Source organism: Flammeovirgaceae bacterium SG7u.111, from assembly GCA_034044135.1.
Classification (GTDB): domain Bacteria; phylum Bacteroidota; class Bacteroidia; order Cytophagales; family Flammeovirgaceae.
On sequence record CP139021.1, the window covers coordinates 1,750,846 to 1,767,700 of the forward strand.

Below are 16,855 nucleotides of genomic sequence, written 5' to 3' on the forward strand. Positions count from 1 at the left end.
TGAACCTTTAATAAACAAACTACAAGCAAATGGATATAGTTGGGTTTCAATCTATTGAATTGGATATGGGGCGGGTCAAGTTTTTGAACCGAGTGGAAAAGAAATACTGGTTTCATTACTCCCAATTACCACAGTTGTTTGAGGTTATTCATCAAGATTATTTCTTGCTGCAAGTAGGTAAGGAGCAAAATCTGAAGTATACAAGCACGTATTTCGATACTCCAGAAGACACTATGTACATCGACCATCATAATGGTAGGCTAAACAGGTATGAAATCAGACGGAGAGATTATACCTTCTCTGGAGATAGCTACTTGGAGGTAAAGGTTAAAAACAACAAGGGTAAAACGAAGAAAAAGCGCTTGCTTACTGCTACCCAAAGTCTCCACTTAGATGCTCGTGAAAGTACCTTTTTAGCTAAGTATTCACCATTTAGCAGTTCAGATTTAAGAGCGAGTCTTGTAAACGAATTCTCCCGTTTTACCTTGGTCAACAAAAATTTTAGAGAAACCTGTAACATAGATTTTAATATTCGATACGGTGTTCCCCAAAAGTCAGTAAGCTTAGATGGCTTGGTGGTGTTGGAAATAAAATCTGAGGCAAACTCTCCGATCTCGTCGCTTGCCAGAGCTTTGCGGGAAAGTCGGATAAAAGAGGCTGGCTTCAGCAAATACAGTGTAGGTCGATCGCTCACTAGCACTCACTTAAAAAGGAACAGGTTCAAGCCACAGATCAGGAGAATAGAGAAAATGCTTGAGCCTTCAAACAAACTTTACAACGTGTGATATGACCAACTTAACTTCAATAGCAACAACTTTTATTGAGGGCAGCAGCGGCAACCAATTGCCAATGTTGCTTGCAATAACTGGGTGGGAAAAGCATTTTAAGTTTTTGGGAATCAAGCTGATTGATGTGGCTGACTTTGCCGAATTGATGGCAAGGTTTTCTTTCAATACATTCCTTATTTTTATTATTATACACTTTATATATGCTAAAAATAGCAGGAGGAAAGACTTTTACTTTAGCTACCTCGCTATCGGCGTAATCGTTTTTCTTCTGTGTTTCTTGCTCAACAATGTAAAACTTGAGCTAGGTTTTGCCCTAGGGCTTTTTGCCATCTTTGGCATCATCAGATACCGTACCGATGCTATTCCCATCAAAGAGATGACCTATCTTTTTATCATCATAGGCATTTCGGTCATGAATGCACTTGCCAATGCTAAAGTGAGTTATGCGGAACTGATCTTCACTAATTCGGCGGTCTTTATTGGCTTATGGTTTCTCGAAAAACACCTGATGCTGAAGCAAGAAGATTCTATTAAACTGATTTATGAGAAGATAGAAAACATACACACCGACAACGACCAGCTTTTGCTCGAAGATTTGAAAGCTCGTACGGGAATAGACATAAAACGCTATAAAATAAGCAAGATAGATTTCTTGCGAGATGTAGCAGAAATCACTCTTTATTTTAATGTAAACGGTCATTCGACCCATTAACCCTCTGCTGATATGAATAAGAATATTGTGAAATATAGCCTGCCTTTTTTATTGATAATGTTGCTGAACTTTGTGGCAAGTGCTCAGGAAACTGAAGTAAATACCCAAATCCGAACATCACTAGAACTTAGTTATAAGCCTGTAAAAAAGTTGAAGCTTAGCCTAAAACCCGAGTTACGCTATGATGAAAATATGACAGTTGATGAATACCTAATGGAGGCTGAAATTGCGTATAAACTATGGAAGTTTATCTCAGTTGGAGGTACTTACCGATTTGTGGGAAATGTTCGTGACAACAAAGATACCGAGTATCTCAATCGCTTTGCATTGAACACTACTTTCAAAAAGAAAATCGATAGGTTTAGCACTTCTTTTAGGTTGCAATACACAGACTTTGCCGATGATGAAGAAAGCGATAAAGAATATTTACGTTATAAAGCTTCGCTGAAATATGATATCCGTAATGTGAAAATCACGCCAATAGTAGCAGTAGAAGCTTTCCAAACACTCGACGGAGGGGGCTTGCACAAGATGCGCTATACCTTTGGTTTTGATTACAAGCTTTTCAAAAAGAATTTCATAGGTATAAGCTATAAGCTCGACGATTTTAATTCGGAGGAGAAAGTAAGGCATATTCTTAGCTTTGGGTATAAGCTCGGATTTTGATTATTGCCTTTTAAAAAAAGCTTTTTTTCAGAATAAGCTATATACTTGTTTGATTTTAACGACTTTGATTCCCTTAATGAAGCTGTTTGGGAATTTCAAAGGAATACTACAAAACAGTTTCAAAAAAACGGAGAAATTTATATTTTGAATTGTACAGGATTCCATGGGCTTTTTAAAAAAAAACAGACTGGCATTTATCGAATTAGTGATTATTATATTCGTGTGGTTTTTGCTATTAGTTGTTCCCGTACTCTTTGGCGATTTTCAAGATGATGTCAATTGGGGGCATATTTTAAAACAGTGGAAAGAATACTCCTTGTTGTTTGTCGCTTTTTTGATCAACCATCTGCTGCTGTTGCCCTTCTTGTTTTTCAAAGGAAAGCGGATTGCCTATTTTGGTAGTGCCGTAGTCCTAATAATTATGTTATTTGGATCCATGTACCTAAACTATGAGCAGGTTCCCAAGCCGCCCTATCTAAGGCGAAGTGGGGAGAGAATAGAGCGAAACATGGAAAGGCCGCCTAACGAGCGAAATATAGAAAGGGAAAGATCTCCAAGCGAGCGAAATATGGAAAGAGAAAGACCTTCAAGCGAGCGAGGCAGATCCAAAGGACCTATGCCCCCCATGCGAGGTGCTATTCCTCCTTATGCAAACCTTTTGATTCTTTCCATTCTGATAATTGGTTTTGATACGGGTTTGAGCATCTCCATAAAATGGGTAAAATCGGAACAAGAAAGGGTAGAGCTCGAAAAAGAAAGCACTGAAAACAAGTTGGCTTTTCTGAAGAACCAAGTTAGTCCTCATTTTTTCATGAATACCCTGAACAACATACATGCGTTGGTCGATATCAACTCGGAAGAAGCCAAAGAATCTATCATAAAATTATCTCGGCTGATGGGCTATTTGCTGTATGAGTCCCAAACGGATCTTATTCCGCTCCAAAAAGAAATTCAGTTTATAAATAGCTACGTTGAGCTGATGAAACTTCGCTTTACCGACCAAGTAAGCGTGGATTTGCTCATGCCACAAGCGGAATCATCCGTTTCTATTCCCCCGTTGCTGTTTATCTCGTTTATTGAAAATGCGTTTAAATATGGAATAAGTTATCAGAATCCTTCTTATGTTCGTATAATATTCAAGTTAGAAAAAGAAAGGCTTTACTTCGAAATTGAAAACTCGGTACATGGGGAAAGAGAGAAGCAGAAGAATTCGGGTTTAGGGATAGAAAACACCCAAAAGAGACTGGAGTTAATTTATGGAAGTGGCTTTGACCTTAAGCTAGACGATGCGCCTAGTTCTTTTAATGTAAAACTAAATATACCGGTGTGATAAACTGTATTGCAATAGACGACGAGCCATTGGCATTGAGGCAAATAGCTTCATATGTTAAAAAAACGCCGTATTTGAACTTGGTTGGAGAATTTTCAAACGCCATTAACGCTCTGGAGTTTTTGCAATCGAATCAGGTAGAATTGATGTTTGTGGACATAAATATGCCCGATTTGAGCGGGATGGATTTTGTAAAATCCTTGCTTAATCCTCCAAAGGTGATATTCACTACGGCCTATAGTGAATATGCTCTTGAGGGCTACAAAGTAGATGCGGTAGATTACTTGTTAAAGCCTATTAGCTATACCGATTTTTTGACTGCTGCGGGCAAGGCAAACCAGCGATTGGCGCCAAAGGAAGAAGTTAGCAGCGAGGTTCGGCATACGGACGAATTCCTCTTTATCAAGTCCGAATACAAAATTATACGCATAAACCTCAACGATATTAAATATGTGGAGGGGATGCGCGAATACATTCGGATTGCTTTAGAAAATCAGCAACCGATCATGACACTTATGAGTATGAAAAAAATGGAGGAACATTTGCCCGAAAATAGTTTTATGCGCGTACACCGCTCATTTATAGTCAATTTGAATAAAATAACTACTCTAGAGCGTAATAGGATTGTCTTTGACAATACGGTATATATACCCATAAGCGAGCAGTACAAGGCTAAATTCCAGACATATTTGGACAATAATTTTCTGAAATAATGGTGGGTAAGCAGTATTATTGAATCATAGAAAAACCACTTCCCTAGTAATTTTTCTTCTTCTCTCCATAAAGATTGAGCAAAGACTAGATTTTTTCCCAATTTTGCAGGATAACTATTCCATTAAAATTGATTTAAATGCTGTCGATCCAAAATCTCTCTTTCCATTACGGAAGCCGCGCGCTCTACGATGAGGCCTCCCTACATATCAAACCCAAAACCAGAACTGCCCTCATAGGCATGAACGGGACTGGAAAATCGACGCTTCTTAAGCTAATAAACGGTGACTTGACTCCTGATGGTGGTCTTATAAGCAAACGAAACGATTGTTCTATTGGGTTCCTCAACCAAGATTTACTTTCCTTTGAAAGTGAAGAAAGTATTTTGCACGTGGCCATGCAAGCTTTTGAAAGACAATTGTATTTGCAAAAGCAGATAGAAGAGATTTTGGTGAAGATGGAAACTGACCATAGCGAAGAGATTATCAATAAATTGGCGAAGCTTCAAGATGAGTTCGAGACTTTGGAAGGGTATTCTATCCAAGCCAAGGCAGAGGAAATTTTGGAAGGTTTGGGCTTTGAAACCGATGCTCTTTCTAGACCACTCAAAAACTTTTCGGGAGGTTGGCGAATGCGGGTAATGCTAGCCAAACTCCTGCTCCAAAAGCCAGGTTTGCTCATGCTCGATGAACCTACCAACCACTTGGACATGCCTTCTATCCAATGGCTGGAAAACTATTTGGAAAGCTACGAGGGTGCGGTGATCATCGTATCTCACGATAGGGCTTTTTTGGATAGGGCGGCGAACAATACGGTAGAAGTAATTAGCGGAAAGCTGATCCAATATTCGGGGAATTATTCTTTTTACCTAGAAGAAAAAGAGCTGAGGAACGAAGTGCAGCGAAATGCTTTCAAGAATCAGCAACAAAAAATAAAGCAGACAGAACGCTTTGTGGAGCGTTTTAAGTCGAAAGCTACAAAGGCTTCCCAAGCCCAGTCGAGGGTGAAAATGCTCGAAAAAATGGATAGGGTAGAGGAAGTAGTAGATGATAATGTGCAGCTCAATATCAAATTCACGTTCAAGCAGCAACCAGGAAAAATCATTACTACGCTCAAAAATGCAAGCAAGTCGTATGGCGATTTGAAGATTTTGAAAAATACCAATGCACAGATTATGCGGGGCGATAAAATTGCCTTCATTGGGGCAAACGGTAAGGGGAAATCGACCGTGTTGAGAATGATTGCTGGCACAGAATCTTTCGATGGCATAAGAGAACCAGGGCACAACGTGATTCCTTCTTTTTATGCTCAACACCAACTGGAAGCCCTTCATCTCGAAAACGAGATTTTGCAAGAGCTGAAAGAATCGGGGGCGGAAAAAACCGAGCTGGAGCTGAGGAGTATCTTGGGTTGTTTCCTTTTCCGAGGAGATGATGTGTTTAAGAAAATCAAAGTCCTTTCAGGAGGAGAAAAGTCGAGGGTGGCTCTTTCCAAGACCCTTATTTCCCAAGCCAATTTCCTCTTGCTTGATGAGCCTACCAACCACCTCGATATGCAGTCGGTGAATATATTGGTGCAGGCTATCCAAGGCTATGACGGAACGTGTATCACAGTTTCTCACGACAGGCACTTCGTGTCGCAAATAGCCAACAAGATTTGGTATATAGAAGACATGCAAGTGAAGGAATATCCGGGTACATACGATGAATTTAATACTTGGATGGCAGAGAGGGACGAACAAAAAGAGCTTGCCAAGTTGGTTGCCCAAAAAGAGGTAAAGAGCAACAAGAAAGACAAGAAAAATAGCTGGAAAACGGACGATGCCACTGCCAAAGAGCTTAAAAAACTGAAGAGAGAACTTTCCGCTGTGGAAGACAGAATAATGAAGTTGGAAGAGAAGAAGGAAGCTTTTGAAGAAGAAATGGCGAAGCCTGAAGTTTTTGCCGAACCTTTCAAACTTGCTGAAGCTACTGAAAAGTATGAAAGGGTAAAAGCAGAGTTGGAAAAGGTGAACGAAGAATGGGAAGAGCTGGCGGAAAAAGTTGATGAACTGGAAGGCTAGTTTAATCAATGGCACTTTATTACAGCGTAATGGTTTTTATCTATGCCATTTTAGATTAGAACTAAGTGTTTGATTTAATCAGAATGCTTCGGTCAGATATCTAGTACATATTTTTTGTGTATATTGTGTTCTTAGTTTATTTGACAACTGATGTTTGTTGATACTTACACTGTAAAGGGAGGCTTGCCAATGAAACCAATTAATAGTAATTCTTGGCGAAGAATAGTGGTATTTTTGAACTTGTGCTTGTGCTTACCAGTACAAGCACAAGTTCAAAATAGACTGCGATTTGAACATTATTCTACCAAGCAAGGTCTTACTCAAAATACAATTACCTCCATTTTACAAGACCACCAGGGTTTCCTGTGGATAGGAACTGTGGATGGCCTCAACCGTTTTGATGGAGACCATTTCCAGCAATTTACCAAAGTAGTAGGTGACTCAACTACCCTAGGTAACAATGTAATATTAGCTATTTTTGAGGATAGTCAGCAGCATCTAATGGTTGGGACTTCAGATGCGTTATACGTTTTTGACAGGATCAACGAGCATTTTTCCAAGTACCAAATAGGTTCGGGCGGCAAGGTGTTGAGCATTGCGGAGTTGGATGGGGAAGTGTGGGTGGGCGCATCTCAAGGTTTATATTTGTTTGATGTTAATTCAGGAACTTTTCATCGTAAGAGAATTCCAAAAAACTATATTGGTGAAGATCAACCAGACACGAAAATAGCTCATGGAGAATTATTAACGGCTGGGAAAAACAGTATAAGTGTGGTCTGCCCAGATGTGGAAAGAAAAGGTATTTGGTTAGGGACTGGTGCAAATGGTTTTCTTTTTTACAATCCTCAATCAGATATCTTCACCCAACATCCTTTTGGTAATGATGCTTTGGGAAATATAGGAGGGGAAATTGTTTTCGATATCAAACTAGACAAGGAAGGGAGGCTTTGGGTTGCTACAGAAAAAGGATTGGTTTTCTATTCGCCAACTGAGTGTACTTGGCAGGTTTTTGACGAAAAGAGTGGTCATTTATCTTCTAATCTGATCTATTCTTTATATATAGATTCAGAAGGGGTTTTGTGGGCTGGAACTGGCGGCGAAGGATTGTTTAGGTATGACGTAAGCAGCAATTCTTTTATCCAATTTAAAAAGGATGTATCCGAAATATCTAGTTTGAGCGGCAATGATATTTATGGTATATATGAAACAAAAGAAGGCGTACATTGGGTGGGGACGTATAACGGAGGTCTCGACAAATACGATCCATCTTCCCACAAGTTCCTTCACTTTGTAAGCTTATTTGAGGAGGGAAATTCGCTAAGTAGTAATGTGCTAAGGAAAATTTACGAAGAAGGAAATTTTCTTTGGGTAGCAACGGTAGATGCAGGGCTGAATAGGGTAAATCAGAAAACAGGAGAGGTGATTACTTTTTTTGATGGGAAAAATGGTTCCGAAAAACTTAATATTAATGCCGTCACGAGTGATCTTGAAGGGAATATATGGGCGGGTAGTGCTGTTTCAGGCTTGTATAAGATTGAAATAACAGAGATGGTGGGTAAGGAACGGTTTGAAATCACTCATTTTGAGGGGATGCTTGGGGCGAAAGATAAGCTGGGAAGCAATGAATTGATGGATTTGAAAACGGATAGTAAAGGAATGGTTTGGTGTGCCACTTACGGAGGGCTTTGTAGGTTGAATCCTCGTACTGAAGAGTTTGAAAATTTCATTCCTAACAATAAAGAAATAGATAGTTTTCCAAATTACTTACGCACGCTCTGCTTAGACGAAGATAGCCTTGTGTGGGCTGGCACATACAATGGCGGTCTTTTGAAGTTTGATATTTCTACCCAGCAGTTTATTACTTACCAAAGTGATCAGGGCGATGTGAATTCACTATCTTCCAATATTATAAATACCCTTCATTTGGATGAAGATGGGGTACTTTGGATAGGTACATCTGAAGGTGGTCTTAATAAATTAAACCCTAGAACAGGTGAATTTCGGTATTATACGCGGAGACAGGGTCTTGCCAATAATTATATCTATGGGATTTTGGAAGATGATCACCAGCATCTTTGGATAAGTACGAACAAGGGTATTTCCCGCTTCAATAAGGAAGATGAGTCTTTTGTGAACTTCGATGAAAAAGATGGACTACAGAGTAATGAGTTTAACATCGCTTCTTATTTTAAAAACAAGAATGGGATAATGTACTTTGGTGGAGTTAATGGCTATAACAAGTTTCACCCAGACAGTGTTTCTCTTAATAAAAAGGCTCCGGATATAGCTTTTACAGGTTTAAAAATATTGAATAAAGAAGTTCCTATTGGTACTGGGGTGATCGATAAAAGTATCATAGAGAGTCCTCATGTGTATTTGAATTACACAGATTATATGTTTTCCCTGAATTTATCCGCATTATATTATAGCAATTCAGAAGAATGTGAGCTTGCTTACATGCTTGAGGGCTTTGACCAAGCTTGGATCAATATTGGTAAAAATAGGACGGTGACCTTTACCAACCTCAATCCAGGCGATTATACCCTAAAGGTGAAATCGGCTAATAGCGATGGGATATGGAACGAAGCGGGCTTGAGCTTACCAATTACTATTGTGCCCCCATGGTGGAAAACCACTATGTTTAAAGTACTTCTTCCCTTCTTTTTGGCATTTCTGCTTTTTAGCATTATTTATTTGAGGGTGAATTTGCTGAAAAAGCAAAAAATAAACCTAGAGAAAGAGGTGATGAAGAGGAATAGTGAAATTTTAAAAAAAAATAAAAAAATCACAATCCAAAATAAAGAGCTTCAAGCTATTCAAAAAGAATTACAGACGCAATCGGAGGAACTCCAAGCCCAGCAGGAGGAATTAAAGTTGCAAAATGATGAATTGATCGCGATCCTTGGGAAACTCAAACAGACGCAGAGCCAACTAGTACACTCAGAAAAGATGGCTTCTTTGGGCTTGCTTACTGCGGGTATTGCACATGAGATTAACAATCCCATCAATTTCATAAAATCAGGAATTGTTGGATTAGAGCCAATAATCCAAAATATTTCCATGCTCCTTGAAAAATACCGAAGCATCAGCAAAGAGAATTTTGATGCTAAGATGGAAGAGATAGAAATCCTTAATAGTGAGCTAAAAATGGATAAAATGTTAGATATGGCTAAAAAGGTCACTAAAAACATTGTAACTGGAGCCAATAGAACTGCCGATATTGTAAAAAGTTTACGGACTTTTTCAAGGATTGATTCGGAAAAACTAGAGATGTACGATGTGCGACAAGGCTTGGAAGTGACGCTTATGCTTATTGACCATTTGGTGAAAGATAAAATTCAAGTTATTAAGTTTTACGAGCTAGTTCCTGAAGTAGAATGCACTTCTAGTAAAATCAATCAAGTATTTATGAACTTGTTGGTAAATGCCGCACAGGCTACCGAAGACAAGTCTAATGGTGAGATTATTATTACGGTGAGGAAAGTCAATAAGTTTGTGGAGATTTGTATTAAAGATAATGGTTCTGGGATGCCTGAGGAGGTCAAATACAAAATGTTTGATCCCTTTTTTACAACCAAAGAAGTAGGTAAGGGCACAGGATTGGGGCTTTCGATAGTGAAGGGTATTATAGATGATCATAAAGGCGAAGTGGAAGTACATAGTCTGTTGGGAGAAGGAACGGAAATAGTTGTTAAGTTGCCCATCAGCCAAAATTCCTATTCCTGATAAAAAAATTTCCTGCCGACTAAAAAAGTCGACTTACCAGTAAAGGTTGGATTTGTACTGAAAGGATAGGAAAAATAATTTTCAATTGGATTAAGGGTGTCTCAAAAATAAGCTGTCTTCTAGCCACAACATTGCTAGTAGTCAAATTTAAAATAAAAAAACATGAGACAGTTTCTTATTATCACTATTATCATACTAACCAAGTTTGCAAATGTACAAGCTCAAACTTCCAAAGTTGAGTACAAAACCATTACGACTGTGGAGTCGATAATTCCTGCCGGTGGCGGTCGATCACGTATGATCGAAAGTATAGATGAGGTGGATGTAGATAATTTTACTACTGAAAGAACGGATGGCAAAAAGAGTATGCAGGGGAACATTAGCCGAAGCGATGCAAAAATTGACAGGTTTGCCGAAACCAAGATGTTGAACTTTTATAGTTTGACGGGCTTGAACTTTCAAAATATTGCTTCAAACGATGCTATGATTTCTTCTAAGCTCAGCGATATGGCAGAAGCTGGTTGGGAACTAATGTTTGTGACCAGTGGGGTGGAAAGTGATGCTGGGGAAAAAGATATGTATGGCGTGTTTATTACCCGATTTATCTTTAAAAGAGTTATTCAGTTATAACTTGAATGCCCTCGCAAGCTGATGGCGCAGGAATGTATTTCTGTGTCATTTTTTATTTTAAATGGTTTTTTAGTTAATCGTTTGCCACATGGCTTCCTTTGTTTGTCTTCCAAGGGTTGCCGAAACTTTGTTCGAGATTTTTAGCATTCTACTTTTGGCTGAGTGGATCTTTTTCGACCTTTGGCAAAGAAATTTTGGGCTAGCCTGACTTGCCTATACATTTAATAAAATAAGAGAGAGATTTTGGAAAGACAAGAAGCGACGAAATTTGTGGGGATCATTCCCGCCCGGTATGGATCTACCCGCCTCGACGGCAAACCTTTGCGAATGATTCATGGGAAATCGATGATCCAACGTGTGTATGAGCAGGCCTCGAAAGCCTTGGAACACGTGTTTGTGGCCACAGACGATGAGCGGATTATCCGTGAGGTGGAAAGTTTTGGTGGCAATGCGATCATGACTTCTGCCACTCATAATACGGGTACAAACCGCTGTATGGAAGCAGCCGAGATTATCCGCAGCGAGAAGAATATCGATTTTGAGGTGGTGATAAATGTACAAGGAGACGAGCCAATGCTAGAGCCAGACCAAGTGCGGGATATCATGGCTTGTTTTGAAGGAGGTTCGCCCGAAATGGCCACCTTGGTGATTTCCGTTTCACATACAGAAGACCTTTTTAACCAAAGTGAAGTGTTTGTAACCTATGACAATGATGGATATGCACTTTATTTTAGCAGAGCTACTATTCCCTACTTAAGGGATATCCCAAAAGAAGAATGGCTGAAACATGCAACGTTTTACAAGCACTTGGGCATGTATGCTTATACATTCGATGCCCTGAAAGACTTTGCTGCCATGAAACAAACTGATTTGGAGAAAAAGGAATCGCTGGAGCAGCTTAGATGGTTGGAAAATGGTAGAAAGATGAAAATAGGAATCACCGAGCATGATAGCATTCCGGTAGATACAAAAGAGGACCTGGAAAGGGTTATTGGTATCATCAAAGAGCGGGAAGGTTGATTTATGTTGCTAAAGGAAAGTTTTTTTGCATAAAAACGTACCTTTGCAGCCATCTGGACAAAAGCGACACTTGCTAAGTCAGACCAATACGTATAATAGACACAAATTTATTTTTCAATGGAAAAAAAGATAGTCAAAGTTGGAGATATTTCATGTGGTGCCGATGAGTTGTTTTTAATCTCAGGTCCCTGCGTGATAGAGGAAGAGTCGATCATGATGAAAACAGCGGAAGCGATCAAAGAAGTGACCGAAAAACTGAACATTCCTGTGATCTACAAAGCGTCTTTCACAAAAGACAACAGAAGCTCACTTTCTTACTATAGAGGGCCAGGCTTGGAAGAAGGCTTGCGCATTCTTCAAAAAGTAAAAGATGAGTTTGGTTTTCCCATCATTTCCGATATTCATTACCCTTCTCAGGCTGCACCTGCGGGTGAAGTTTTGGATGTAATCCAAATACCTGCCTACTTGTGTATGCAGTCTGAATTGTTGACTGCTGCTGCAAAAACTGGCAAGGTGATCAACATCAAACACGGTCAGTTCCTTGCTCCTGAGAACATGATAAAGCCAACCATGAAAGTGGTAGACAGTGGCAACGATCAGGTGATCTTAACAGAGCGTGGTTACACATTTGGTTACAACGACCTTATAGTTGACCCAAGAAGTTTCTACCACATGAACCAAACGGGCTATCCTGTTGTATTTGACATCACGCACTCTATCAGGAAATACGGCATCCCAAGTGCCGATCCTAAAGGTGGTAACCGTGAGTTTTTGCCAACTATCGCTCGCTCAGGTGTAGCGGCTGGGGTAGATGGAATCTTTGTAGAAGCTCACCCTGAGCCGGCAAAAGCGCTTTGCGATGCAGCTAGCCAGTTGCCTTTGACAGAGCTAGAAGAGTTCTTGAAGCCTTTGTTGGAAATCCACAACGTAACAAGGAAGTACACAAAGTAAACCTTTGTTCAGTTTAGACTTTAATCTTATCAATAAGTACGAAAACATATCTTTAAAAAATTATGGAATTATATCTTGATTCGGCTGATCTTAACGAAATAGAAGAAGCGTTCAAACTTGGCTACTTGGCCGGGCTTACCACTACCCCTACATTCATGCACCGTCACGGTGTAACTGATATCGATGGCATGATTTTGAAATTGGCTGATATGGTGCCAATTCTTCAAGTTGAAGCCTTGGGCAAAACGGCTGACGAAATCGTAGCTGAAGCTGAAAGATTGGTGAGCATTGGATGTGACCCTAAGAAAACCGTTTTCAAAATTCCTATTTCTATCGAAGGAACAATGGCTTGTAAGCGATTGATCGATAAGGGAATGATGGTAAATATTCACTTGGTTTATACTTTGCAACAAGCGTACATGGCAATGGCTGCTGGTGCAACGTATGTTTGCCCATTGGTTGGTCGTTTGCAAGACCAAGGCCACGATGCACTTGAGCTAGTTGAGCAGTGCGTAGAGGCAGTGAACTACTACGGTTACAACACCAAAATCATGTTCTCTTCAGTGCGTTACCCTGAGCACATCAGAAATGCAATGAAAGTTGGTGTTCACACCATCACTGTGCCTTGGAAAGTAATGAAGATGTTGACTGAAAACAACTTTACCAAATTGGGTACTGATCAGTTCTTTGAACATACCCGCCTTATGACTGTAAAGGTGAAAGATGCGATAAGTGATGTGAACCCAGTGGTTAGCAAAGAAACTTCTATCACTGAAGCGTTGGTGAAAATGACCGAGTACGGATTCGGTTGTGTAACTGTATTGGATGGCGATAAAGCAATTGGTGTATTTACCGATGGCCAGCTTCGTAGGTTGATCCAAGAAGGTGGCGAAGGCGCTATCAGCAAAACATTGGGCGATTTGGAATACAGAAGCCCTATTTTTGTAGAAGGCGAAGAGCTGTTGTTCGAAGCTTCTAAACTATTTAAAGAGTACGAAGTTGATACCTTGATGGTAACCGAGCAAGGAAAGCCAGTAGGTATGCTTGATATCCAAGATTTGAACAAATACTAAAAAACGATTTATATATCATGATTCAAAAAATCATAGGGATATATCAACAATCAGGAGGTGTCTTTACGGCATCTCCTGATTTGTTTATGGAGAAATTTGCCAAGATCAAAGGGTTTATCTTCGACTGGGACGGGGTGTTTAATGCAGGTAGGAAAAGTGAAGCAACTCACAGTGATTTTAGTGAAGTGGACTCGATGGGCACGAACCTTTTACGCTTCGCTATGTGGCTGAAAGAGGAGAAAAAACAGGCGCCGTTTGCTGTTATCACTGGTGCACGAAATAGGGTTGCCTATCACGTTGCCAAACGAGAGCATTTCGATTCGGTGTATTACAGCATTAAGTTTAAAATTGATGCAGCAAAGCATTTTGCCCAAACCCATGGCTTAGAGCTTGATGAAATAGCTTTTGTGTTTGACGATGTGCTTGATCTTAATTTGGCTGCCGAAGCTGGGCTGCGCTTCTTTATCAAAAGAAAGGCAAATCCGCTTTTCAATGCCTATGTAGAAGAAAAGGGTTTTGCCGATTATATAGCTGGTAGAGAAGGAGATAAGTTTGCCGTGAGGGAAATTACCGAGCTTTGCCTTGGGCTCAACGGTTACTTTGAAACCGTAGTCCAAAAGCGTATGGAATACCATGGCGATTATAAAAACTACCTCACCGAAAGGAACGAAAAAGCAACGAAATTCTTCACCACGAAGGACGATGTAATAGTGGACGGTGAAGGCTGATTTTTTTGATGAGGAAAAGAGTAGTTAGTAAAAAAGATGCCATCTTTTTGAGCAATGGCATCTTTTATATCACAATCATAGCTTTTAAGAATACAAACTCTTCAGTAATTTCCTCACTTCTTCGGTAGAACGAATATTAAGAAGTGCTGCCGAAACGGTTAAGCCAACTTTTATGCTGAAAGCATTTTCGGGCATGGCTTTGAAGGTATCTTCATCTGTCACATCGTCGCCAAGAGCCATTACAAAATCCCAGTTGTCTTTTGCGAGCCACTTGCTTGCCGCTCTACCTTTGTTCACCACTCGGCTTTTTATTTCTATTACTTTGTTCCCTTCCATGGTTTGCAAGTCCATGTTGGTAATGAGGTAATTAAGGTTCGATAGTAATTCCCTCGCCCTCAAATCGCCAAAGTCCGTATCAGCTTTGCGGTAGTGCCATACCAGCGAATAGTCCTTGTCCTCGATGAACGAGCCAGGTGTCCTGTCCACATATAGCTCCAAAATATGCCTGATCTGGTCTTTCCACGACTGATCCAACGTGTCAATCATATCCCATTCTTTACCGCTTTCTTTGAGCCAAACCCCGTGCTCTGCTATGATGTCTAAGTTGAGGTGGGAAACCCAATCGTGGAGCGTACTTTTGTCCCTTCCGCTTATGATCACCACCTTGTTTTGTGGGTCTTTGGTAAGGTTGGTCAATATTTCTAAAAGCTCTTCATCGGGACTAACCGATTTTGGGTCGGCGGCAAATGCTTTGAGTGTGCCATCGTAATCCAAAAACAAGATCCTCTTTTTGGAGCTTTTATAAGCATTCACAATTTTGTCAGCTGTTTTTCCAGTAACTAATTTCATGTTCAATTTTTCTTGTTCAACTTTTACTTCATCCAGTTGTTCCATAAATACTTCTACCCAGCGGTGCACATTATAGCGTTTTACCTTATGTTGCATTTCCTCGTTTCGGGCAATTTGCTCCGCTTCGGGCATTTCCAAGGCTTGCGCCATTGCATCTACCAACTGGTTCACATCGTTCGGGTTGATGAGAATTGACTCCGAAAGCTCTTTGGCAGCCCCTGCCATTTCACTCAAAATCAACACGCCTCGCTTGTCTCGCTTGCTGGCTATAAACTCTTTGCAGACAAGGTTCATCCCATCGCGAAGTGGGGTGATGAGCGCTACATCTGCGCAGCTATAAAGTGCAGAAAGGTCGTGGAAAGAGAAAGAGCGGTAGAAATAGTGGATAGGTTGCCAGTCAAGCAAACTATGTTTTCCGTTGATCCTGCCTACCATCGTATCAATCTCTTCTTTGAGGTGTTGGTATTGGTCTACCTGAACCCTTGAAGGAACTACTAGCAAAATAAGTGTAACCTTCCCTTGGTATTGAGGATATTTTTCCAAAAACATATCGAAGGCGTGCAACCTTTGCTTGATGCCCTTGGTGTAGTCCAAGCGGTCTATGGATAGCATCACTTTTTTGGAAGAGAAAATCTGGAAATACTGCTTTAGCTTGTCGATGGTCTCGGGAGCATGGGTAGCATTCGAGAACTTCTCGTAATCAATGCCCATAGGGAACGCATCTACGGCAATCAGCCTGTTGTTGATCTTGATTTTACCCATAGTGCTGCCATAGCCCAATACTCTGTTGGCGGAGCTAAGGAAGTGGCGCATGTCGTCGTAGGTGTGGAAACCTAGCAAATCCGAACCAAGCATTCCCTCCAAAATTTGTTCTCGCCAAGGTAAGAGCCTGAAAATCTCGTAAGAAGGGAAAGGGATATGTTGGAAGAATCCGATGGTGGCGTTGGGTAATTTTTCCCTCACCATGCTGGGGAGCAAGAGCAGTTGGTAATCGTGGATCCAGATCACATCTCCGTCCGAGGCGTGTTTCAATATTTCGTTCCTAAACTTCTCGTTTACCTTCACGTAGGCTTCCCAGAGGTAGTCGTCGTAGATGGCAAATTCAGTAAAGTAGTGGAATAGCGGCCAGAGCGTTTTGTTGCTAAACCCTTCGTAATAATCTTCAATATCTTCTGGCGTCAGGTACACTGGCGCCATGTTGTCATTCTTTAACTTTTGAGCAACTTCCGTCTTCTGAGATTCTACCACATCGTAAATTCCCGGCCAGCCGAGCCAAAGGTTTTCACCTTGCTTATAAACAGAGCTAAGTCCAGTAGCCAACCCCCCAGCACTTGGTTTAAAGCTAAACTCGCCTTCGTCTTCGTGCACGGTAACTGGTAATCGGTTAGAAACTATTAATGTTCTTTTTGACATAAAAATGATATTGGTTCTCAAATGATGATAAAAAATAATGAGCGCCTTTGGTTTTTCCATAGAGTTTGGAAAAAATCACTCATTAGGTAAAATAAGTGTTTCGTTTTAGTAAAACCACCTATTTTCTAACTTGTTTGCTTTCTTTTCAAAGAGCTTTGCAAATCGACCACATGTTAATCATTTTTTACCATGAACA

At 40.4% G+C, this 16,855-nt stretch carries 13 protein-coding genes; 12 read left to right on the top strand and 1 reads right to left on the bottom strand.

Features of this window, described 5'->3' with window-relative positions:
• Positions 1-29: 29 nt before the first annotated feature.
• The 12 genes from R9C00_06920 (at position 30) to R9C00_06975 (ending at position 14,397) form a co-directional block, all read left to right on the top strand.
• Positions 30-785, top strand: a complete 756-nt coding sequence (locus tag R9C00_06920) for a polyphosphate polymerase domain-containing protein (GenBank protein ID WPO37175.1) — start codon at positions 30-32, stop codon at positions 783-785.
• Position 786: 1 nt separating this feature from the next.
• On the top strand, positions 787-1,500 hold the full coding sequence (locus R9C00_06925) for a DUF4956 domain-containing protein (protein WPO37176.1): 714 nt from the start codon (positions 787-789) through the stop codon (positions 1,498-1,500).
• A gap of 12 nt (positions 1,501-1,512) precedes the next feature.
• Positions 1,513-2,166: a DUF2490 domain-containing protein gene (locus tag R9C00_06930; protein WPO37177.1), complete on the top strand. Its 654-nt coding sequence runs from the start codon at positions 1,513-1,515 to the stop codon at positions 2,164-2,166.
• A gap of 163 nt (positions 2,167-2,329) precedes the next feature.
• Positions 2,330-3,496 carry a histidine kinase gene (locus R9C00_06935; protein ID WPO37178.1) on the top strand — a complete coding sequence of 389 codons (1,167 nt, stop codon included), beginning with the start codon at positions 2,330-2,332 and terminating at the stop codon, positions 3,494-3,496.
• Positions 3,493-4,209, top strand: a complete 717-nt coding sequence (locus R9C00_06940) for a LytTR family DNA-binding domain-containing protein (GenBank protein ID WPO37179.1) — start codon at positions 3,493-3,495, stop codon at positions 4,207-4,209. Before R9C00_06935 ends, R9C00_06940 begins: the two co-directional genes overlap by 4 nt.
• Before the next feature lie 137 nt (positions 4,210-4,346).
• Positions 4,347-6,269, top strand: coding sequence for an ABC-F family ATP-binding cassette domain-containing protein (locus R9C00_06945; protein ID WPO37180.1), 1,923 nt, complete (start codon positions 4,347-4,349; stop codon positions 6,267-6,269).
• A gap of 189 nt (positions 6,270-6,458) precedes the next feature.
• Positions 6,459-9,995: a two-component regulator propeller domain-containing protein gene (locus R9C00_06950; protein WPO37181.1), complete on the top strand. Its 3,537-nt coding sequence runs from the start codon at positions 6,459-6,461 to the stop codon at positions 9,993-9,995.
• Positions 9,996-10,157: 162 nt separating this feature from the next.
• Entirely contained in the window at positions 10,158-10,625 is a 468-nt protein-coding gene (locus R9C00_06955) for a hypothetical protein (GenBank protein WPO37182.1), read from the top strand.
• 243 nt (positions 10,626-10,868) lie between these two features.
• Positions 10,869-11,645 carry a 3-deoxy-manno-octulosonate cytidylyltransferase gene (gene kdsB / locus R9C00_06960; protein ID WPO37183.1) on the top strand — a complete coding sequence of 259 codons (777 nt, stop codon included), beginning with the start codon at positions 10,869-10,871 and terminating at the stop codon, positions 11,643-11,645.
• Positions 11,646-11,762: 117 nt separating this feature from the next.
• Positions 11,763-12,596, top strand: coding sequence for a 3-deoxy-8-phosphooctulonate synthase (gene kdsA / locus R9C00_06965; protein ID WPO37184.1), 834 nt, complete (start codon positions 11,763-11,765; stop codon positions 12,594-12,596).
• Positions 12,597-12,658: 62 nt separating this feature from the next.
• The gene (locus R9C00_06970; GenBank protein ID WPO37185.1) at positions 12,659-13,669 is read left to right on the top strand and encodes a transaldolase family protein; all 1,011 of its coding nucleotides are present in this window, start codon (positions 12,659-12,661) and stop codon (positions 13,667-13,669) included.
• Positions 13,670-13,686: 17 nt separating this feature from the next.
• On the top strand, positions 13,687-14,397 hold the full coding sequence (locus tag R9C00_06975; protein WPO37186.1) for a phosphatase: 711 nt from the start codon (positions 13,687-13,689) through the stop codon (positions 14,395-14,397).
• 84 nt (positions 14,398-14,481) lie between these two features.
• On the opposite strand, the gene R9C00_06980 is transcribed toward R9C00_06975, so the two are convergent.
• Positions 14,482-16,719, bottom strand: coding sequence for a bifunctional alpha,alpha-trehalose-phosphate synthase (UDP-forming)/trehalose-phosphatase (locus tag R9C00_06980; GenBank protein ID WPO37187.1), 2,238 nt, complete (start codon positions 16,717-16,719; stop codon positions 14,482-14,484).
• Positions 16,720-16,855 lie beyond the last annotated feature (136 nt).